Origin of the sequence: Neobacillus sp. PS3-12, assembly GCF_030915385.1 — a bacterium.
GTDB lineage: Bacteria > Bacillota > Bacilli > Bacillales > Cytobacillaceae > JAEVLT01.
The window spans coordinates 66,364-88,207 of sequence record NZ_CP133268.1 but is presented as its reverse complement, the minus strand read 5'-3'; the positions used below and the strand labels follow the sequence as shown (position 1 = coordinate 88,207).

The following is a 21,844-nucleotide window of genomic DNA, read 5'->3' as shown; positions in this document are numbered from 1 at the left end:
TGAGAAATTTGGCTTTTTATATTTTTTTCAGGTGAGCAAATGGGCTGCTACCTACTATTCAAGTAAAACATTCACTTGCGAACAGTGACAGTCACTGTTCGCAAGCTCATCTCGGCCGATATATGGAGGGAATTGACAAAACAATATAATTGCTGAATTCCATATAATATAATAAAATCCCCGACGATGTACGCCGCGGGATTTTTTTGTTCATCGAGTTCCTATTATCATTCAAGTTTGACAGTGTTTTACCATAGTCTTCATGAACCAGCTCTACGTCTTGTGTTGGTTCTTCTTCTTCTTGAACTGGAACTTGAGCTTGAGCTCGAACTACGTCTGGGGCTTGAGCTGCATTTTGATGGTACTGGACTGATCACCCGACTTCTACAACTAGAACTTGAACGACGATTTGAACTCGTTCTTCTTTTTGAGCTGGAACTCGAGCACCTTGAACTTGAGCTGGAACTCGAGCGCCTTGAACTTGAGCTGGAACTCGAGCGCCTTGAACTTGAGCGCCTTGAACTTGAGCGCCTTGAACTTGAGCGCCTTGAACTCGAGCGTCTTGAACTTGAGCGCCTTGAACTCGAGCGCCTTGAACTTGAGCGCCTTGAACTCGAGCGCCTTGAACTCGAACGTCTTGAACTCGAGCGTCTAGAACTGCGAGAGCGCCTTGAACTTGACCGGCGGGAAAGAGGACCTGCAGTTGGCTCTTGAACTAGGAATTCATCTAATCCAGCCACTTTCAATTCCTCAACCGCTGCTTGAATTTCATTAATACCAATCATTTTTTTACTCCTCTATTAAAATTTAGGCCTTTGAAATCCTGTCACTTTAAAATATGAAGTTTTTCTTAAACCGCTTGTGCAAATATCGTTCTTTTTAAAAAATTTATAAACGCAGATCTCATAAAAAACCTTAATCTAACTAGTAAATAGTAGATATGTTCGCTGCTGTAAAAATTTCCATACATTTATTTACTTTTTCTAGTATAATTTTATTTGAATCTAAAGGACTAAAAAACTTTTTTATATATTGCGAACAGTGCCAGTCACTTTTCGCAAGCGCTTAGTATGAAAAAATTATGTGCTTTTGAATTTTCATATTTATTGTTAATAAAAATATTGATAGGATAGTTTAAATAAAAGAAGAAAGGGGGGCAAAATTGGTACAAACAATAAATTCCATAGATTTTATCGAATTTCAACAAGTAGTTAATAATTTAACGAATGCAATTATTATTGTTAATGAAAACGAGGAGATTATTTATTGTAATACATACGGTTTAAAACTATTTAATCTTCCAATCGATGAAATTTTATATAAAAAAATATATCAGTTTGTCCCTTCAAGTCAACATAGTATGGCTAGTAAACGTATAAAAAGAGTAATTGAAAATGGAGAAACTTTAGAACTAAAAGATGCAAAAATTAAACAAAGTAATGGGAAATTAGTGGATATTGAATTTTCAAGTGTTCCCTACTATTTCGATGGAAAAGTGTTCGCTCAAATTGCTATTCGAGACATTTCTCATCGTAAATTATCAGAAGAATTATCAAGTAATAATGAAAGATTAGCTTCCATAGGCCAATTAGCAGCTGGGATTGTTCACGAAATCAAAAATCCACTTACAGCCGTTAAAGGATTTTTACAGTTATTAAAAGAATCATTTTCCCATTCTTATTTAGATACGATGGAAAGTGAATTAAATAAAGCAGTGGAAACTTTACAAAATGTCTTACAAATATCTAGACCTGCCTTGAAAGAAGATCCTTTTATTCAAATCGATGTACATAAGGAGTTAACGTCGATCTTAACTTTATTTCAAGAAAAACTATATTCATTAGAAATCGAAATGGATGTAAGCGAATCGGAAATAACCATAGTTGGTAAGAGAAATTCTTTAATAAAAGCTTTTTTTAATCTTATTAAGAACGCTGTTGAAGCCATTGAAGGCGATGGGAAAATAAAGATTGATCTTTACAACCAAGATGGATGAGTTCATATAAACTTGTCTGATACAGGTATGGGTATTCCTCAAGACAAATTAAAAATGTTAGGAACTCCGTTTTTCTCAAACAAAATAAACGGCACTGGTTTAGGACTTACCCAGGTATATAACACTATAAATGAACATCACGGGGTTATCTCAGTTGAAAGTGTTTCTGGGAAAGGAACTACGTTTTATATTCAATTACCAGTGCATCTTAATGAAGAATTTATTCAAAATCCATATTAAATGTGGCCTAAACGCAAAATAATCCCCATCTTAGTTGAAAGGTGTGGATTATTTTACACTTTAATTAAAATCAAATATCTAGGATAGATAGTGAAAACTGAAAAAGGAAGGTGATCGAATGTTTAAAAATGTGAAAATGAAATTAGAGACAGCACTTGAAGATTGGGAGGCGATGAAGAAAACTTCCTACGATGAAAGCGCAGACTTCGCCGAACGGTTTGAGTTGCATTTTTATGAATTTATCGACGAATTAAAGATTTGGTATCAGCAATTAGGAAAGAAGCTAACTACCATCGAAGAGGCGGAAGATCTTGTCGAAATAAAGGAAATCCTTGAACGGTTGCCTGAACCACTTGTTCTCAACTTTTATAATGAGCTTGAATTAATTATTGAAGGAAAAGAACAGGAATGATCTTCTGCAATTGCGCAGTTTTGTGTAGCATCGAAAAGCCAAATTTCTCAATTTTAATACTGAGAAATTTGGCTTTTTATATTTTTTTAGCAGGTATTAAAAAAACATTAATTTGTCTGGAAAATAGTACCGGAGTACTGCTATGGTAAAAAATATTGATTACATCCTGACTAGAGTGTTCATTCAATTACTAGTTAATATTACCTGTAATTATTTTCTATACTAATAAATAGTTATAAATCGGGTATACAAACGTTTGTTCCTGTTTGAGCGATAATGTGATAAACTATAAATACAATAGATTTGGAATTCTCAGGGTGATTCGGCACACTCCCAAACAGAAAGGGGGTGTTGCTTAATGACAGTGTTCGAAACTTTAATGTTTACGATTGCTTTTGCTAGTTTAATCGTAAGTATTCTGTCCTTCAAACAAAAATAATCCACCCTAGAGTTTGCGCCCAGGTGGATTATACACTCATTTAGCCGATTCCCTTTATGAGAACCGTCTATTGCTGGACCGAACATGTATCCAGCATGATCGGTCTTTTTTAATTTATGCAAGAACTTAACTATATTATAACCCAATTCATTCAAAATACTTAATATTCTCCTCTAGATTTTAAGATTAAAAACAGATATTAATTGAAGATGATAGTCTCTAATTATTTAGGGGTGAGAAATTGAGCTATTACCATCTAAGTGCAAATAAATTCAATAAACTTGTATAAAGGTATAAAATAAAGTCAGATATTTCAAAAAATATAAATTGGAGTGATAAGCTATGGAAATTCGTATTCAATATTGTACCGCTTGAAATTTTTTGCCAAGAGCCGTCAGTTTGGCGAAAGAACTTTTAAAAGAATTCAAAACTGACATCAACAAACTTGAATTACTTCCAGGTTCTGGAGGGGTATTCGAGGTGACCTTAAACAGTCATACCATATTCTCAAAAAAGGAACTGGGGCGTTTCCCAAACGAAGGGGAAATTTTGGGAACTATTAAAGCGAAAACCAATTGATATCCATTTGATTGAAAAAGGATGCGGAATATAATCGCATCCTTTTGTTGTGCCATCGGGCATCGTGCTTGTGAAAAAGATCTGTACAGAAATTATCTAAGTTAAATGACAGGTGATGATGGATATTTATTTTAGTTCAAGAATAAGGATGATAAAAAACAGAAATTTAAAGAGTGGTGAGGTAAATAGGGCAGAAAACAACTTTCTCTTTAGATAATAAATTAGAAAAATGTATAATTGGCAGACTGCGGAGTGCAGGATGTGTTTTTGCAGAAGAAGAAGCAAAGTTACTGATCTTAGAGGCTGATAGTTTAGAGGATTTAATGAAAATGGTAGAACTACGAGCCAGCGGTTTACCACTTGAATATGTACTTGGGTTTACAATGTTTTGTGGGCTGCGGATAGAAGTAAAGAGGGGAGTTTTTGTACCAAGGCAACGTACGCAATTTCTTGTTCAGCAGGCAAAAACATTGACCCGTAATTGTGATATCGTTGTGGATTTGTGCTGCGGTTCCGGTGCTGTTGGTGCTGCCATAGCGGACAAATTAAATCAGGTATTCTTACACTCAGCTGACATTGATCCCGTTGCTGTACAATGTACTTCCAACAACATAAAGAATATGGACGGTCACGTTTATCAAGGTGACTTGTATAATGCATTGCCCCATTGGTTGAGAGGCCGTGTAAACATAATAGTTGCCAACGTACCTTACGTTCCCACTGATTCAATAAAGCTGCTTCCCCAAGAGGCGCGCTTGTATGAACCAAAATGGGCACTCGACGGAGGAACGGACGGACTTGACTTCAAGCGTAAGGTAGCAAAAGAGGCTCTTCACTGGCTTGCTCCTGGAGGACATTTATTGGTAGAGACGAGTGAAATACAGGCAGGCCAAACCCTTGAAATCTTTGTTAATGCTGGACTAATTTCTAAAATAGCTAGAGATGAAGAGTTGGATGCAACAGTTGTTATTGGAACAACTTAAGGAAGCACAACTAATCACATTTGAACCTCTTTTCACAGGGAGAGGTTCTTTTTTTGTTGGAAAAATAAGCCTTTTGGTCTATCATAATAGATAGGTAAATATGAGTGGTTTTTGTAGTCATGTTTTGAAATCTACTATTTGAATTGAAAAGACATAAAACAATGGAGGACAGTAATCTATTTCCTAACGGAGTGAGGATGGGAGAAGCCATTTTACAAATTTTTATGAGAAAAGGGGTCTTGTAACCATTGGGAGCAAAAAAGGGCCTCGAAGGTAACAAGAAAAGGGATTTCGTGACCATCGGGGGCGAAAAAGGGCCTCGAAGGTAACAAAAATAGGAATCTTGTGACCATCGAGGACAAAAGTAACACTCAAAGGTAACAAGATGGCAATCTTCCAAGAATCTGGAACAATAGCTAGACCTTTAACTCTAATGGATTTTCTGAACTTAACGGATATAAGGTACAATAATAATGTTATGTAAACTAATGTTTGGTAATTTGGATACTTTTTTTACAAAATAACATATTTTTTCACTAATTACATAATGTGCTAAAAACACATCGTAGATAATACCAAAAAGGCTGTTAAATGAACAAATGTTCTGTTGATGTAGGTTTGGATTTGTCATAGTGAACGTTTGGATGCACCTTGGAAAGATATTTATAGAAAGTTGATTGATTAATCTTTTAAACTAAAAGGGGGACGACTTCTTCAAGAAGTACCCCTCAGCATTCTTAATAAATTACGAGCTCACTTTCCATAGTTTATCTTGGGCACCGAGTTATGGAAAAAAGCGGACCAATTTCAGCACCTGTGAATGTTGTATCTATAAAAGTTTCCTGACATTTGAAAACCCTTAATCTGATCGTATTGGGATTTCTTGTCAGGAATAGTTCAAAGTCTACCAACTTTCCAGACAATCTGCCAATCCCTGTAGCAGTCATTGTATTATTAATGAGGCAGGTAACGGCTTCTATCAATACGCCTTGAAAGTCTATGCCTGGCGCTGCAAACCCGAGTTCAATACCAAAACGACAGTTATTGCAAATGGTTCCTTCTATTATTTGGGAACCGCCTGTTTGTATTTTTAAACCATTAAAATTCGCACTGCATTCGCATCGAGTCTCAGTTGGCGGTTGAACACACTTGGATTCAATGGTATCTTCAATTCTGTCAAGTTGTTTCCGAATCTTTTCAAACTGTATATTACAATTACAGCTTTTCGATTTACTAGCATGTCTCATTTTTTTATGTTTGGGCAAAATCATTCACCTCCCAATAACTCTGTTTATATATCTTTATTCAAATTTGTATCACTTGATAGAGGACAACTATGGATTTTTATAAAATGAATAATATAGAAATGGGTTGTTCCAAGATAAGGGAATGGTGTACCATACAAAAAGGAACGAATAAAAAGGAGGAATCTAAATGAAAGCTATTCAAATGTTATCCTTCGGGGAACCTGAAGTTTTAAAAATGGTTGATGCTGAAGAACCGGTGCCAACTGAAAACGAGGTCCGTGTAAAGCTTTATTATGCGGGAGTAAATCCGTTTGAGGCGTATATACGGGCAGGGGGTTATGCCTTTTATACACCGCAATTTCCATATATCCCTGGGTTTGATGGTGCAGGCGTGGTGGATGAAGTTGGGCCAGGTGTCACGAGGCTAAAGAATGGCGATCGTGTGTTTGTCGCTTCTGTTCCAGCTAAAAGACAAACGGGTACATATGCGGAGAAAGTGGTTTGTGATGCTACAGCTGTGTATAAATTGCAGGAATCGGTTAGCTTCGAACAGGGAGCAGCGCTGGGCGTTCCCGTTACAGCTGCTTATCGTGCCCTTTTTCACAGGGGACGCTTAAAGCCGGGTGAAACGGTACTAGTCCATGGTGCGTCAGGCGGTGTAGGGATCTTAGCCGTCCAACTGGCAAAATACGCAGGTGCACAAGTAATTGGAACAGCCGGGACTGAAGAAGGCATGGAATTAATTAAAGAATCTGGTGCTGATGCCGTTCTTAATCATAATCAACCGGATTATTTGGAAGCCATTTCTTCTATTACGAATGATGCCGGCGTGGATGTCATCATTGAAATGCTAGCGAATGTAAATCTGGAGAAAGATTTACAGTATATAAATAAATATGGTCGTGTGGTCATAATTGGCAATCGCGGCTCATTAGATTTCAATCCTCGCATGACCATGGCTAAAGAAGCCGATATCCTCGGCATGGCCGTTTGGAATGCGCCAGAGGAAGAATATAAACAAAGTTTGGCTGCTGTTGAAGCAGCGCTGAAAAACGGGGGACTGAAACCTTTGGTCGGAACCATCCTGCCTCTAGAAGAAGCGGCCAAAGCACAAGCAGAGATTTTAACAAGCAAAGCTAAAGGGAAAATGGTATTGAAAATCGCAGAAGACTAGAACAGTTAATGTTAGTCTAATTTCACAAAAAATGCTACAACAGCCTGTATCAGTCATTATTTAAAATGATCGATACAGGCTGTTATTTTTTTATGAAGTAACAATTCATTAGAATCCGATCATTCAGCCGCCATAGCCTGTGCTTTTGTTAAATGAACCGTACCAAATGGATGTTGTGGGGGAGCATATATAGAATAAAGTTTTAAGGGGGTATTACCTGTATTGGTTACATTATGCCAGGTGCCAGCAGGGATCATAATGGCAAAATCATCAGAAACGTGTTGAACAAAGTTTAAATGATCTTTTCTCTTGCCCATTTGTACAATCCCTTTACCTTGTTCAATCCGTAAGAATTGATCAACGTGAGGGTGAATTTCTAGCCCAATGTCATCACCAACATTAATACTCATCAATGTAACTTGGAAATGTTCTCCTGTCCATATAGCGGTACGATAGGTATTGTTATGCTTCGCAGCTTCATTGATATTGATTACAAATGGTTTTCGCCCATAATCTTTTCCCTTATTTCTTGAGTCATCGTACATATTCCAGTAATGATACATTGGTTCAAGAGCATAATAATTTGGCTGATATGGGTATGGATACGTCCAAGGAGTATAGTACATCTCATTCAATCCCTTCACAGATTTTTACAAATTATCGTATGCACTAACATATAGGAACGTACATAAATACAGGGCGAACTTAGTCCAACACAAATGGTCAATTTTTGAAGCTATTGAAAAAAGACAAATCGGAAGCAATTGCTACTTTAAAAACATCTTTATTTTTTTAAGACCGTTTTTTACGTTAGGATATCGAAACGGTAGATCAAATAATGTTGTTTGCTTCAGGACACTTTTTCCATGAGAAAAAGTATCAAAGCTACCCTTTCCATGATAGGCACCAATCCCGCTGTTTCCAACCCCTCCAAATGGCAAGTACGGTGATACAAAATGATAAACGGTATCATTTATGCATCCTCCTCCATACGAAACATTATGTGAAATCTCTTCTTGTACTGTCGGACTTTCAGAAAAGAGATATAGTGAAAGAGGCTTTGGATGCTGTCGGATGCCATTGATCACTTCGTTAAGATTGTTATACTCAATCACCGGAAGAATGGGCCCAAATATTTCATCCTGCATAATCGCATCTTTCCATGTAATATTGGTTAAAACAGTTGGTTCGATCATCAGCATTTCTTGATTTGTGTTTCCGCCAGTATAGAGGCTGCCGTTGGTAAGAAAAGAACGAAGGCGGTTGAAATGCTTTTCGCTCACAATATGGGTAAAGTTTTCGTTCTTTAATGGGTTTACTCCATAAAGCTCTTGAATGGCGTCTTTTAAATGGTGCAAAAATTCATCTCTAATGTTTTGGTGAAGATAGAGGTAATCCGGAGCAATACAGGTTTGCCCGGCGTTCATATACTTTCCCCATGCGATTCTTTTTGCAGCAAGATGTATTTTCGCATCGTCATGAACGATACAGGGACTTTTTCCGCCTAATTCTAATGTGACGGGAGTTAAGTTTTTGGCAGCTGCTTCCATGATTATTTTTCCTACCGGGACACTGCCTGTGAAAAAGATATAATCAACATCCTCATTTAAAAGTGCAGTGCTTACCTCAACCCCACCCAGGGCAACGGATATATATTCTGCCGAAAAAATGTCGTTTATTATTTTAGCCATCAACTCAGATGTTTTCGGCGTTAGTTCGGAAGGCTTGATAATGGCACAATTACCAGCAGCAATGGCACCAATTAACGGAGCGAACGCCAATTGAAACGGGTAGTTCCATGGTGAGATAATCAGCGCAACGCCATACGGTTCAGAAAAAAGATAGCTCTTTGAACCAATATGGGTGAGCGGTGTTTTGACTCTTTTTGGACTTGTCCATGCTCTTAAATGTCGCAATGTGAACCGTATTTCTTCGAGTACCACACCAATTTCGGTTGAATAGGATTCAAAATCCGACTTATTTAAGTCAGATTTCAATGCGTCCATTAGTTCTTTTTCATGTAGTTGAATGGAAGTTCTTAATTTCTGAAGCGCATCTAAACGAAAAGGAACATCCCTTGTTATATTGGTTTGAAAGTATGTTTTTTGTTTTTCAATTAAGTTTTTATAGTTATTCATTGAAAACCTCCGGTTGGAGTTTTTTTACGTAGGAAAATGTTAAGAGTTGATGGAAAAAGTTTTTTAAAAAATTGAGATTGTGGGTTATAAGGGAAATGTACGGCTTTCGAGGAGATGAATCGGGTAAGAATAATTCTCTTCCTACTTTAATTATAACATTTAAAAAATGGTTAATATAGACTTATTATTCTCATGTACTACTGATAAAATCAATAGAACATGAATGCTTAGGAGAGATTTGGATGAATTCTTTGGTTCTCGGTTTTCAGGAAATAGAAAAAACGCAGCGTTTGCTCGTTGGCGGAAAAGGTTTAAATTTAGGGGAATTATCAAAAATTGAAGGAATACAAGTACCAGAAGGATTTTGTGTTACGACAGTGGGATATCAAAAAGCCATTGAACAAAATGAAACGTATGATGCTTTGTTGGATCAACTATCAATGCTAAAAGCAGAAGATTGAGAAAAAATTGGTGAAATCAGCAGGAAGATTCGAAAAATCATTAACGAAGCAGAAATTCCTTCTGATGTAATGAAAGCAGTGACTCAACATCTTTCCCATCTTGGTAATGAACATGCTTATGCAGTGCGTTCTAGTGCAACTGCCGAAGATTTACCACATGCCTCTTTTGCCGGCCAGCAAGACACTTTTTTAAATATCTTCGGAAAAGAAGCTATCTTGCAGTATATCAAAAAATGTTGGGCTTCTTTATTTGCAGACCGGGCGGTAATATATCGAATACAAAATAGATTTGACCACAGACAAGTTTTTATATCCGTGATCGTTCAAAGGATGGTTTTTCCTCAGGCTTCAGGAATTTTATTTACTGCTGATCCTATTACCTCTAACCGAAGGCTGCTATCCATTGATGCCAGTTTCGGGCTCGGAGAAGCATTGGTCTCTGGTTTGGTTTCTGCCGATTGTTATAAAGTACAGGAGGGTACAATTGTCGATAAAATGGTAGCAGCCAAAAAATTGGCTATCTATGCACGAAAAGAGGGCGGAACAGAGACACTGCAGATCGATCCTGAGAAACAAAAGACTCAAACACTTACTGATGAACAAATATTACAATTAGCACGCATTGGAAGACAGATTGAGGCTTATTTTGGCAGCCCGCAAGATATCGAATGGTGTTTGGCTGATGATCGATTTTATATTGTCCAGAGCCGGCCCATTACTACTCTTTTTCCGATCCCTGAAGCGAATGATCAAGAAAGCCACGTCTATTTATCTGTCGGCCACCAGCAAATGATGACCGATCCCATGAAACCATTGGGATTGGCTTTTCACTTGTTAATAACTCCTGCACCCATGCGTAAAGCTGGCGGAAGGTTGTTTGTCGATATTACAAAAATGTTGGCTTCACCTAATAGCAGAAACATGTTATTAGCTAACATGGGACAACATGACCCGCTCATGAAAGATGCACTTATGACCATTATCGAGCGAGGAGATTTCATAAAACCTGTATTTAATGATAAGCCAGAACAGGGTTCGAGTAAAAAAACCGTTTCATCTGCGGATTCTCAAGCCCAAACCGAAATCGATCCCGCAATCGTTGATGATTTGATTAAGAAGAGTCAAACCTCCATAGAAGAGTTAAAACAAAATATCCAAACGAAATCAGGACCGGAATTATTTGATTTTATCCTCGAAGATATCCAAGAATTAAAGAAGATTTTATTTGACCCGCAAAGTTCAGCTGTATTTATGGCTGCGATGAATGCTTCAATGTGGATTAATGAAAAAATGAACGTGTGGTTAGGTGAAAAAAACGCAGCAGACACACTTTCTCAATCGGTACCAAATAATATTACTTCGGAAATGGGTCTGGCGCTAATGGATGTCGCAGATGTAATTCGCCCTTATCCAGAAGTCATTGATTATTTACAAAACGTAAAAGATGATAACTTTTTGGATGAACTGGTTAAGTTTGATGGTGGACGTGTTGCCCATGACGCTATCAATAAGTATCTTAACAAATACGGAATGCGATGTAGCGGAGAGATTGATATTACGAAAACTCGCTGGAGCGAAAAACCAATTACACTTGTCCCTATGATTCTCAGCAATATCAAAAATTTTGAGCCTAATGCTGCCATTCAGAAATTTGAACAAGGACGGCAGGAAGCTTTGAAAAAAGAACAAGAGTTATTAGAGCGATTGAAGCAATTTCCAGATGGTGAACAGAAGGCCAAAGAAACAAAACGAATGATTGATTTAATTCGGAATTTCATTGGATATCGTGAATATCCAAAATACGGCATGATTAATCGGACCTTCGTTTATAAGCAGGCTATACTGAAAGAAGCCGAAAAACTCGTAAAAAAGGGCGTTATTCATAAAATAGAAGATATATACTATCTCACTTTTGATGAACTTCATGATGTTGTACGCACAAATAAGCTCGATTACCAAATGATCAGCCATCGAAAAGACGAGTACAAATTATATGAAAAACTAACTCCCCCACGTGTGATCACGTCTGATGGTGAAATCGTTTCAGGTGAGTACAAACGAGAAAATCTTCCAGCCGAAGCGATACCAGGTCTGCCTGTTTCCTCAGGAGTGGTAGAGGGAAGAGCACGCGTTATCTTAAACCTGGAAGAGGCTGTTCTAGAAGAGGGAGATATTTTGGTTACCTCTTTTACTGACCCTGGCTGGACACCATTGTTTGTATCCATAAAAGGGCTGGTTACTGAAGTTGGCGGACTGATGACCCATGGAGCCGTTATCGCACGTGAATATGGCTTACCAGCAGTTGTCGGAGTAGAATATGCCACGAAGTTGATCGAGGATGGACAAAGGATCAGGGTGAATGGAACAGCGGGGTATATAGAGATACTATAGGGGGCTTTACTTAAAAAAAGAAACCTGAATTTGAAAAGGTAATTTGGTATTAATTATAAAAATCAACACATACTTCTCTTGTATTATATTTCTAGGAAAAGTTATAACAATATAAGGGAGTAAATCTATGCATTGGTATGAAAAATTAAATCAGTATTTTCCGGTTGAGGAAATGAAATCAAAAGAACATATGGAAACACTCCTTAAAGAGCGTTCTAACATATATCATAAGGATGAGGGCCCTCATCATGTCCTTATGTTTGCGGAATTTGACACATTTGTCTTTATTGATTACCTATTCGTTTCGAAAAGTGCCCGTGGACAGGGACTTGGTCATAAACTGATGGAAAACATGAAACGCAAAGGAAAACCTATAATCCTTGAAGTGGAACCAGTTAACTATAAAGACAGTGATACCGAGAAAAGGCTACATTATTATAAACGGGAAGGGTTCGAGCACGCCCATTCCATTGGTTATAGAAGACGTTCGCTGGAGACAAACGAAGTTAATCCTATGGAAATTCTCTATTGGGCACCGTACAATGAATCTGAAGAAATGATTTTTGAAGCTATGAAAAAAACCTATGATATGATTCACACATATAAGGATGAACACTTTTATGGAGAATCCTATCAGCCAGTTGATGAAGTCTTAACCTTTAATAAAAAGCCTTTAAATGAAAATATATTGGACAATTTGTGAAAAATAATTTTGTGAGCCTGGTAGGAATACCAGGCTCTTTCTAATAATTAAGAGAAACTCTTGGATTTGGTATATATCTTTTTGGGAATGTCTAAAACAAATGATGTGGGCTGTTAAACCTGTCTTTTCAGCTAACTCTTGAATTTTCATGCTGTTTTTCGAATAATTCGCTATTTTTTTAACAAATCAATTTAAAATCATCATTTAAAACTGGAAACAAAAATCAAGTGATTTAAATTATAAAATTTTTGTTAACTCTTCTAATTTCCCCGCAAACTAAGGTAAAATGAAAAAACTAGGACTTTTTGTCGAAAGGGTAAGGAAACACCATAGTCCTATCGGCGCTGTTCATGATCGTGAACACATATTTGAAATAGGGATATATACCACCAATTCCAAGGGGATAACAACATTAGATTGGAGTATGTGTGAATGTTAAAGGAACAAACAAGATATTCGCGACTTGCAAACATAACAAAAATGATCAATACGAAGCTGGATTTGCGCGAAGTATTGCAGCATGTCACAACGGCTATATCTGAAGAAATCGTCCAATGTGATTCTGTTGGTATTTATTTGCCGCAGGAGGATGGAACATTTAGAGGATATGTAGGAAAACCCGAGGTCATTAACGGTTGGACACTGGATATGCACGTTATTGACACGGAATTCGATTTATTGGCAAAAGAAGTCATTGAAACAAAAAAAGCAATCTATATCCCTGATACATCAAAGGATAGCCGCCCGGACCCAAGAGCCGTAAAAGGGTTCCGAATCAAGTCACTATTAGTTCTTCCTATCTCTTTTGAGCAAGAATTATTTGGTCTTGTTTTTTTATTTGATTACGGAACTCCTATGAACTTAACGGAGTCAGAAATTCAAACGGTTGAGGCCTACGTTAATATGGCTGCCGTTGCCATTCAAAACACAAATAATTTAACCTATAAGGAAAAGCTTATAAAAGAGAAGCAATTATTACTTGATGTTACGCGTGATCTTTCGATGTGTTCCTCTATGCAGGGAAGCCTCGATAAGTGTTTTCACTACTTAGGGATAGTCTTAGAAAATGATAATATTGGCGTTCACCTATTGGAACCGTTTGCTGAAAAAAGAATTAAACCAGCAAAGTTGAGTAAGGATAGTGACTGGACCGAAGAGGACTGGCTTGAAGAACATAATAAGATAAAATTCGATGCAACGAATGACGCTGTGATGCAAGAGGTGTTATCCAAAAAAAGGCCGATTCTCATTCCAAATGTCTTTGCAGACGAACGGCCAAATCATGAGGTTTGCCGTAATTTTGGAATTAAGGGCTTATTCATGTTTCCATTAGTTTCTATGGGCGAGGTTTTAGGTCAAATCGCAGTGGTCAATCTTACCGACAATGTGTCCAGCTTTTCTGAAGCACAAGTACAACTTGCTCAATCGATCGTTGACGCAACAGCCTCTACGCTATCAAACTTATTATATATGGAAAAGCAAGAGGTCATTATTGAAGAGAGAACGTCTGAATTAACTGAGAAAAATAGAGAACTTCAAAGAGTTGTGGCAGAATTGCAGCAGCTTAGCCGTGAGAAGGAATTAATTCTTAATTCTGCGGGTGATGGAATTTTTGGTTTAGATCTAAATCGAAGGATTACATTTTGTAATCCAGCTGGGGCTTCTATGTTAGGCTATGAAAGGGAAGATGAATTAATAGGGAAACCAGCCTGTGTTGTTTTCAATGGAAGTGAACCAAAACGGCCCATTCACGCACCATCTATTTTTAATGGAAAATGGGAAAATTTCTATAAAGATAATAAATTTTTTAGAAAAGATAATTCCAGCTTCCCGGTGGAATATGTGATCTCCTCGATCAAAGAGGGCAACCAAATTGTCGGTGAAGTGGTCACATTTAAAGATATAACAGAAAGAAAGCAATTAGAGGAAAAGATTAAATATCATGCCTATTTTGATAGCTTAACAGATTTACCTAATCGAGTTCTTTTAAAAGACAGGCTTGACCAAGGACTTACACATGCCAAAATGATTGGTGGAAGATTAGCGGTTTTATATTTGGATTTAGACCGCTTTAAGTTTGTCAATGATACACTTGGGCACAGCGTAGGGGATAACTTACTGATGCAGGTTTCAAAGCGTTTAAGTGCCTGCGTTCCGAAAAGTTCAACGGTTTCACGGCAAGGGGGAGATGAATTTACCATCTATTTGCCTAATATTAAAAGTGAACGTGAAGTGCAAAGGGTTGTGAATCGTGTCATTGCTTCTTTTTCTAAACCCTTTAAATTATTGGATAATGAAATGTATATTAAAGCAAGTATCGGTATTAGTTTATTTCCCGAAAATGGCGACACTTCGGAAATTTTAATCAAAAATGCCGACACGGCTATGTATAAATCGAAAGAAATTTCTGGTAATCATTATCATTTCTTTAGTGAGGGAATGGACACTAGAACTTTTGAAAACATCAAGCTTGAAAATGCTTTATATAAGGCTTTAGAAAATGAAGAACTTGTTGTCTATTACCAGCCGCAAATAAACTATCAAACAAGAAAAATTGTCGGGGTAGAAGCTTTATTGAGATGGCAGCATCCCGAGCATGGCATGATGCCGCCTGATAAATTCATCCCGATTGCGGAAGAAACAGGCTTAATTGTTCCGATCGGGGAATGGGTTCTGAAAGAGGCCTGTAGACAACTAAAGGAATGGCATAATCAAAGCAACGAGTTTATTTGTATGTCCGTCAATTTATCTGTTCGTCAGTTTGAACAAAAAAACTTATTTTCGACGGTTAAAAATGTTTTGAAAAAAGTAGGGCTCTCACCTGAATATTTACAGCTGGAACTCACTGAAAATTTAATTGTTAAAAATACAGAGTTAACCTTAAAAACAATGAAAAAATTAAAAGGTCTTGGAATTAACATTGCCATTGATGATTTCGGTACTGGATATTCCTCTTTAGGTTATTTGAAAGACTTGCCGATCGATACTTTAAAAATCGATAAAACCTTTATCAAGGATATGACAGTTGATGATGCGGCTATTACAAATACCATTATCACACTGGCTCAAAATTTGAATCTTCATGTCATTGCTGAAGGTGTCGAAACAAAAGAACAAGCAGAATTTCTTTCAGATCGAAATTGTCACTTAATGCAAGGATTTTTCTTTCAGCCGGCCAATACCTGCTGAAGAAATTACCAATAAATATCTAAACAGAGCATTTAAAATACTAGATTAATTGGGGGACTATCATGAAAGCAGCACGAATTTTGTTAGAATATTTAAAAGGTAATGGTGTGAAACATATTTTTGGTATTCCAGCAGGATCAGTCAATGCCATTTTTGATGAGCTTAATGAGATGACGGAAATCACTCCGATTGTGACAAAGCATGAAGGGGCGGCATCCTATATGGCTGCTGCTTATGCCAAATACACAAATGAACTGAGTGTTTGTATTGGCTCAAGCGGTCCTGGAGGCACGAATCTGGTAACGGGGGCAGCAAATGCGATGCGGGAGCACTTACCGGTATTATTTATTACGGGTGCCGTTCCTGTTAATACAGTGGGATTAAATGCTTCGCAAGAGCTAAATGCTGACCCAATCTATCAATCTGTTACCAAATATAGTGTAAATATTAATGATTCAAGGGTTTTACTTCATGAAGTTGTGAAGGCTGTTGAAATTGCGGTATCTGGAGTACCAGGTTAGGTGCATCTTTCCATCCCAATTGATGTTCAGCACGAAAAAGTAACTGATTTTGTGATACCAGCTAAAGCGATAAGAAAACCGATCGTTCCTAATCTTGACGTAATAAAAAATGCAGCTCAAGAGCTATTAAAAAGAGAAAAAGGTTATATTTTTGCAGGGCAGGGAATCAGGAACTCCGTTGAGCAAGTAATCGAGTTAGCTGAATTATTGGATTGGCCAATTATTACAACCCCTGTGGCAAAAGGATATATTCCTGAGGAGCATCGTCTTTCGGCAGGAGTGTTCGGGTTTGCCAGCCATAAAGCTGCTTCCGAGTTTATTGAAAAAGGCGATGGGCAGGTGTTATTGGTTGTAGGCTCAAGCTTAGGTGAAACCGCAACGAATAATTATAATTCAAGCCTTACAAAAGATCGTTTCACGATCCAAATGGACTATGATGAGACGGTATTTAATCGTAAGTACCAGATTGATATCCCTGTTCTTGGTGACATCAATTTAAGTTTATTATTTTTAATTGAAGAATTAAGGACACTAGGTTTGCCAAACAATCGTTCAAAGCTTTTCATTGAAAAAAGAAATGATATAGTTGCGGATGAGGATGAGTATAACACGCAAAATGTCTTCTTAAATCTACAAAAATATTTACCTTCCTCCACCAGATATGTTGTGGATATTGGCGAATTCATGTCTTATGTCATTCATTATATGAAGGTTTTCGATTCAGATACTTTTAATATTAATGTGCATTTTGGAGCAATGGGAACAGGGATAGGATCAGCACTAGGGTCAAAACTTGCCGAACCAGAGCGTCCAGTTGTGTGTCTTACGGGAGACGGCTGCTTTTTTATGCATGGGATGGAAATCCTAACAGCAAAAGAATACCATTTGCCAATTTTATTTGTTGTGATGAATAATGCACGTTTAGGAATGGTCTATCACGGGCATTCGTTACAATTTAAGCGCACGCATCCATCGTTTGAACAGGAAATGATTAATATTTCGGCAATGGCTGCGGCGATGAATATCCCTAGTTTTCGAGTGAATGACTTAGAAGATATAAATCAAGACGTGATCGATCGTTTAAACAATATGGATGGGCCTGCTGTTTTAGAAGTAGCATTGATCGATAATAATACTCCTCCTATCGGTGACCGTGTTAAGTTTTTATCTTCTTTTGGAAAATAAATAATAAAAGGATGGGACGAGTTCCCATCCTTTACCTGTTTAAAGACTAGAATAGCTTTGCTTAATAGTGTTCAAGACTGTTCCCATTGTTTGTCCCTTAAAGGCATCTGGTACAGCTTCTTCGGATGGATTCCTGTAATAATAACTTCTGGTTTTTTCATCATAATAGAATCCCATTTTTGATAATGAATGCTGTAAATCCTTTGGGAGCGTTTCTAATCCAGTTTCTTCTGTAAAATATTTTGTTGGATAAATGCGAACATCGATATCGTCATTACCCGTATGTACCACAAATAGGTCTTTATCGTGCTGCAAAACCCACTGATCTTTTGAATATAAAGAGATTTTTGCCCCATCTAATGCAGAAATCGCATCTAAATTTATTCCAAAAATTTGATTGATAATGCTGCGGATTTTTGCTCCCGTTATTTTTTCTTCCTCTTCATAAAGAAAGGAATCGATTACTGCGGATGATAGATCTTTTTCCGTATTAACAGGCTTGTTGTCTAAATCAAAATGGAAAATAGACTGAATGAATCGGAAAACCACAGAATGATCTATTTTTTCTTCAAAAGTATTGAAATATTTATCCATGATTTCTGCCTTTGTCATCGCTTCAATTTGAGCATCTAATTCTTGATGAGAGAAGTTTTCTCCAAAATCTTTCTTTAATGATGTTTTTACTCGGTTTAATATGTCTGAAGGTAACATCAAAATATAACTCCTGTCGAAAAAATTTATAGTCAATAAGTCCTTACTATTATATTATTAATTACACTATACTGCATGCAAGGCTAGTTGTAGATCGAAAGATTGTCAATTTGAAAAAAATACAACAATTTCATTTGAAGTTGTGCTAACATGGCAATACTTGTTGTAGAGATTGGAGTGGAATTCCGATGAAAATAAATCAATTAATTGCCAACAATATTGACCGTTTAGATGTCGTCTTGCCTGAAGATCAATCGTTAGGGATTGCTGGCTTGTCCGGATCTGGTAAAACCACATTTTGTCAAACAATTGGTGAAGAATCCAAGAAGCGTCTTGTTTCCTTATTGCCAAAGGCTGAATATCAATATTTATTTCCAGCAATAATGGAAACCAATTTCAGTGCCATCAAAATGGAAGAAATGCCTTTAGTTCTTTTTCTCGGAAAATCATCGATTTCTTCCAATCCGCGTTCGACCATTGGCACCCATACCGGTGTTTTACAGAGATTCGTGTGAGGATTGCTGAAAAATTTCATCTTTCTCCAGAAGTTTTTTCCTTTAATAATGAATTAGGCTGGTGTCCGACTTGTAAAGGACGCGGGACTACCAAAAATGTCGAGTGCCCAAAGTGTGGGGGCCGACGCTATAATTCGGAAGTTGAGCAGAAACAAATTGAACTATTTGAAAAACCACATAGTATTTCCGATATCAATGAATTAAGCATTGAATCGATCCTTTCTTTATCAGAAGAATTACATATTAGTGAGCCGAAGCAACATATTCTTAAAAATATAATCAATATGAATATAGGGTACTTAACCTTAAATCGGATTATGGGTACATTGTCAGGCGGGGAATTAACAAGACTTTACTTGGCAGAATTCATGGCAGCAAGTGAAAATACCGTGATTATTATTGATGAGATCTCCGTGGGTCTTGATCACCAAACGCTATTGAAAATTTTAGAACAGATTAAAAGCTTAGGCTATAAGAATCAAATTTGGCTGATTGATCATGCTGACACGGTGCTAAATACAGCTGATAAGCCAGTGTTCTTTGGCCCTGGCAGTGGGAAATATGGCGGAAAGATTGTCGATGAATCACCGCGTCCAAAGCCAATCTTTTGGGAAGGCAATCAGGCCATGCCTACTGAATACTATCAATTTCAGGATCTTCACTTTCGTAATATTCAAATGGATGAAATTCAGATCCCTAAAAATAGGCTTGTCACCGTTACGGGTGAATCAGGCTGCGGTAAATCGACACTTGTCAATGAGTGTATCGCCAAGGATTTTCAGAAGCGATATCCAAAAGATAAACTGGTCATGGTCGGACAGGACCGAAACCAATCGATTACTAGCCGTTCAACAGTAGCGACGTTTCTTGATATTAAAAAGAAACTCACCAAATACAGTGACGAAATTGATGATATATTTGAGCGCTCGATTGAAGATATCATTGAGGATCTTCCAAATGAAGACATCGCTTATAAGCGCTTGAGCTTACTGATCAAACTGGGACTTGGTTATTTGACATTGGAAAGAAAAACACAATCCTTGTCGACAGGTGAATTTCAATGTGTTCACTTAGTTTCTGAGTTGTTTTCTAACTCAAGAAACCCGTATACGTTGTTTATTTTTGACGAGCCTTCAAAAGGTTTATCACAAAATATTTTAAACCAATTCATTTATAGTGTCAGGAACATTCTTCAAGATGAATCTGTCAGTATTATGATGATTGAACATAACGCCTATATGATGGAAAGCTCTGATTTTATCATTGATTTTGGTAAAAGGCAGCATGAATCTGTCAAACATCTTGATGTTGTCAGTCATGATGATTATTTCCGTAAAAAAAGGAATGAAGATCGTGTTGCCCCCATACATATTTCTTCAACGCTCAAAGATCAGAGGGGAATTCACTACTTAAAAGAAAATCATATTGAGTATTTTAAAAATGCAGAACACGTTTATAAGGGCGGTATCTTAAAAAGCTTATCATCAATGGCTCGTCTGATTTATGGGGAATTCGATTCTGATAACATCGCACCTGTAATTGCGATTGATCTTGAGAGGCATTTGTATAGTCAATATAGCTTTCTCTTTGAGATAGGTGGTTTAATCAACCATATTGTCGCTGCACATCCAACCAATAAAGATACAAGAAGCTTTGATTTTTATAATCAAGAAAATCATTGCCCATACTGCTCGGGCCGCCGGGTGGCAGGAAAATTTGATTTGGATCTTGTCATTCAAGACAAAAACGCACCATTCTGGGATGGCTTACTACATGCAGACGTGATGAAGGTATTAAAACATTATCAATATCCGAAATTGCAATTCCTATTTGATGAAATTAAGAATGAACTAGGTCAGGATATTAGTAAAAGCTTTAATGAGATGACAGAAGAAGAAAAGCATACCTTTTTATACGGGTATTGGGAAAAGTCATTCTATGATAAAGCAGGCAAGACGCGGAGGACATGGGAGGGCTTTAATAAGATCATTGGGATGTATATGGTGATCTCGAAATCAGTGATTAAAGAGCAAATGAAAGAATCAAGAGAAATGATTACCTGTCCAATTTGTCATGGAACTGTGCTCAATCACCATAAAAAACTTAGATTTGGCGATATTGATATTCGTGAGATTATTCAACAGCCAATTGATGAAGTGATCAAAACAGTTGGGACGTTACCAGAACTGGAAAAACTAAAATCAATTGTTGGCGGCGATCTGACTTTGACAGAAGATGTCTCACTGCTGCCTAGGGAAACACAAGTCAGGTTGAAAATGTTTGAATTGGAATTAGCAAGTTTTATCGGATATGAAATGGTATTACAAAATGTTTTACCATTCTGGGACAAAATTAAAGGCAATCTCGAAGCAATAAGCAGCAAAAATCGGATCACAATCTGTGATTTTCCCAATATTGACGAAACCAGAGAAGCCATTATTGATAAGTATTTCACCAATGGAAAGTACAAAAAACTAATCTATGTCTATGAAGCATTTGGTTACAAAAAAATTGTTACCCAAATTAATAAGATTAAAGCTAGTCATCCATGTCCATTCTGTAAAGGAAAGAAAGTCATTTCAGAAGATAATCTTCATGACGGCGTGTATAAATTATCGGTACCATGTGTCAGTTGTTTTGCTAGTGGCATCAATGATGAAGGACGGAAGGAAGTCGTTGATGGTATAGATGTGCAAACTTGGCTAACAGGTAAAGTAAGAAATGTTGTTGCTGAAAGCTTAAATTTTGAGGCTATTGCAGATATTCCAATTTTCAATCGTATTCGTGAGTTGAATAAACGAGATTTGATGGCAGTACATCAATACCTTGAGCACAATAATTGAATGAGAATATTTACTCCAAAAGATTGACATGCTCATTGTTGTTATAACAAGCTCTTGATATGTACAAAATATGTCGTATAGGGGTAGTGTCAGACTGCTGGCGCTACCCAAAATATG

The 21,844-nt window shown here is 37.2% G+C and carries 13 protein-coding genes and 4 pseudogenes; 13 read left to right on the top strand and 4 right to left on the bottom strand.

Annotated features, from left to right (window positions below; translation table 11 throughout):
• Positions 1 to 282 precede the first annotated feature (282 nt).
• The 7 genes from RCG17_RS00490 (at position 283) to RCG17_RS00465 (ending at position 4,649) form a co-directional block, all read left to right on the top strand.
• Positions 283 to 714 (top strand): hypothetical protein, encoded by a 432-nt coding sequence (locus RCG17_RS00490; RefSeq protein ID WP_308173359.1) that lies wholly within the window; start codon positions 283 to 285, stop codon positions 712 to 714.
• A 448-nt stretch (positions 715 to 1,162) separates the two neighbouring features.
• The gene (locus tag RCG17_RS00485) at positions 1,163 to 1,996 is read left to right on the top strand and encodes a two-component system sensor histidine kinase NtrB (protein WP_308173358.1); all 834 of its coding nucleotides are present in this window, start codon (positions 1,163 to 1,165) and stop codon (positions 1,994 to 1,996) included.
• A gap of 12 nt (positions 1,997 to 2,008) precedes the next feature.
• Positions 2,009 to 2,236, top strand: coding sequence for a HAMP domain-containing sensor histidine kinase (locus RCG17_RS00480; RefSeq protein WP_308173357.1), 228 nt, complete (start codon positions 2,009 to 2,011; stop codon positions 2,234 to 2,236).
• A gap of 118 nt (positions 2,237 to 2,354) precedes the next feature.
• Entirely contained in the window at positions 2,355 to 2,648 is a 294-nt protein-coding gene (locus tag RCG17_RS00475) for a hypothetical protein (protein ID WP_308173356.1), read from the top strand.
• A gap of 358 nt (positions 2,649 to 3,006) precedes the next feature.
• On the top strand, positions 3,007 to 3,087 hold the full coding sequence (locus RCG17_RS28180) for a putative holin-like toxin (RefSeq protein WP_374120932.1): 81 nt from the start codon (positions 3,007 to 3,009) through the stop codon (positions 3,085 to 3,087).
• Between the two features lie 342 nt (positions 3,088 to 3,429).
• Positions 3,430 to 3,666, top strand: a complete 237-nt coding sequence (locus RCG17_RS00470) for a SelT/SelW/SelH family (seleno)protein (protein ID WP_308173355.1) — start codon at positions 3,430 to 3,432, stop codon at positions 3,664 to 3,666.
• 185 nt (positions 3,667 to 3,851) lie between these two features.
• Positions 3,852 to 4,649 (top strand): putative protein N(5)-glutamine methyltransferase, encoded by a 798-nt coding sequence (locus RCG17_RS00465; RefSeq protein ID WP_308175731.1) that lies wholly within the window; start codon positions 3,852 to 3,854, stop codon positions 4,647 to 4,649.
• A gap of 767 nt (positions 4,650 to 5,416) precedes the next feature.
• Here the strand turns inward: RCG17_RS00465 and RCG17_RS00460 are convergent.
• On the bottom strand, positions 5,417 to 5,914 hold the full coding sequence (locus RCG17_RS00460) for a hypothetical protein (protein WP_308173354.1): 498 nt from the start codon (positions 5,912 to 5,914) through the stop codon (positions 5,417 to 5,419).
• A 169-nt stretch (positions 5,915 to 6,083) separates the two neighbouring features.
• Between RCG17_RS00460 and RCG17_RS00455 the strand changes: the two genes are divergently transcribed.
• On the top strand, positions 6,084 to 7,070 hold the full coding sequence (locus tag RCG17_RS00455; RefSeq protein ID WP_308173353.1) for an NADPH:quinone reductase: 987 nt from the start codon (positions 6,084 to 6,086) through the stop codon (positions 7,068 to 7,070).
• Between the two features lie 119 nt (positions 7,071 to 7,189).
• On the opposite strand, the gene RCG17_RS00450 is transcribed toward RCG17_RS00455, so the two are convergent.
• Both RCG17_RS00450 and RCG17_RS00445 read right to left on the bottom strand, forming a co-directional pair.
• Complete coding sequence (locus RCG17_RS00450) at positions 7,190 to 7,696, bottom strand: cupin domain-containing protein (RefSeq protein ID WP_308173352.1); 507 nt, start codon at positions 7,694 to 7,696, stop codon at positions 7,190 to 7,192.
• Between the two features lie 141 nt (positions 7,697 to 7,837).
• A complete protein-coding gene (locus RCG17_RS00445; protein WP_308173351.1) occupies positions 7,838 to 9,208 on the bottom strand; it encodes an aldehyde dehydrogenase in 1,371 nt (456 codons plus the stop codon).
• A 242-nt stretch (positions 9,209 to 9,450) separates the two neighbouring features.
• On the opposite strand from RCG17_RS00445, the pseudogene ppsA reads away from it, so the two are divergent.
• From ppsA to RCG17_RS00425, 4 genes and pseudogenes are all read left to right on the top strand, one after another.
• Positions 9,451 to 12,060 (top strand): annotated as a pseudogene (gene ppsA / locus RCG17_RS00440) (phosphoenolpyruvate synthase).
• A gap of 127 nt (positions 12,061 to 12,187) precedes the next feature.
• Positions 12,188 to 12,763, top strand: coding sequence for a GNAT family N-acetyltransferase (locus RCG17_RS00435; protein WP_308173350.1), 576 nt, complete (start codon positions 12,188 to 12,190; stop codon positions 12,761 to 12,763).
• A 432-nt stretch (positions 12,764 to 13,195) separates the two neighbouring features.
• Positions 13,196 to 16,001, top strand: a pseudogene (locus RCG17_RS00430) (EAL domain-containing protein).
• Between the two features lie 13 nt (positions 16,002 to 16,014).
• Positions 16,015 to 17,658: pseudogene (locus RCG17_RS00425) on the top strand (thiamine pyrophosphate-binding protein).
• Between the two features lie 39 nt (positions 17,659 to 17,697).
• On the opposite strand, the gene RCG17_RS00420 reads toward RCG17_RS00425, so the two are convergent.
• Positions 17,698 to 18,369, bottom strand: a complete 672-nt coding sequence (locus RCG17_RS00420; protein WP_308173349.1) for a hypothetical protein — start codon at positions 18,367 to 18,369, stop codon at positions 17,698 to 17,700.
• A 188-nt stretch (positions 18,370 to 18,557) separates the two neighbouring features.
• Between RCG17_RS00420 and RCG17_RS00415 the strand changes: the two are divergent.
• A pseudogene (locus RCG17_RS00415) lies at positions 18,558 to 21,727 on the top strand (ATP-binding cassette domain-containing protein).
• Positions 21,728 to 21,844: the final 117 nt, after the last annotated feature.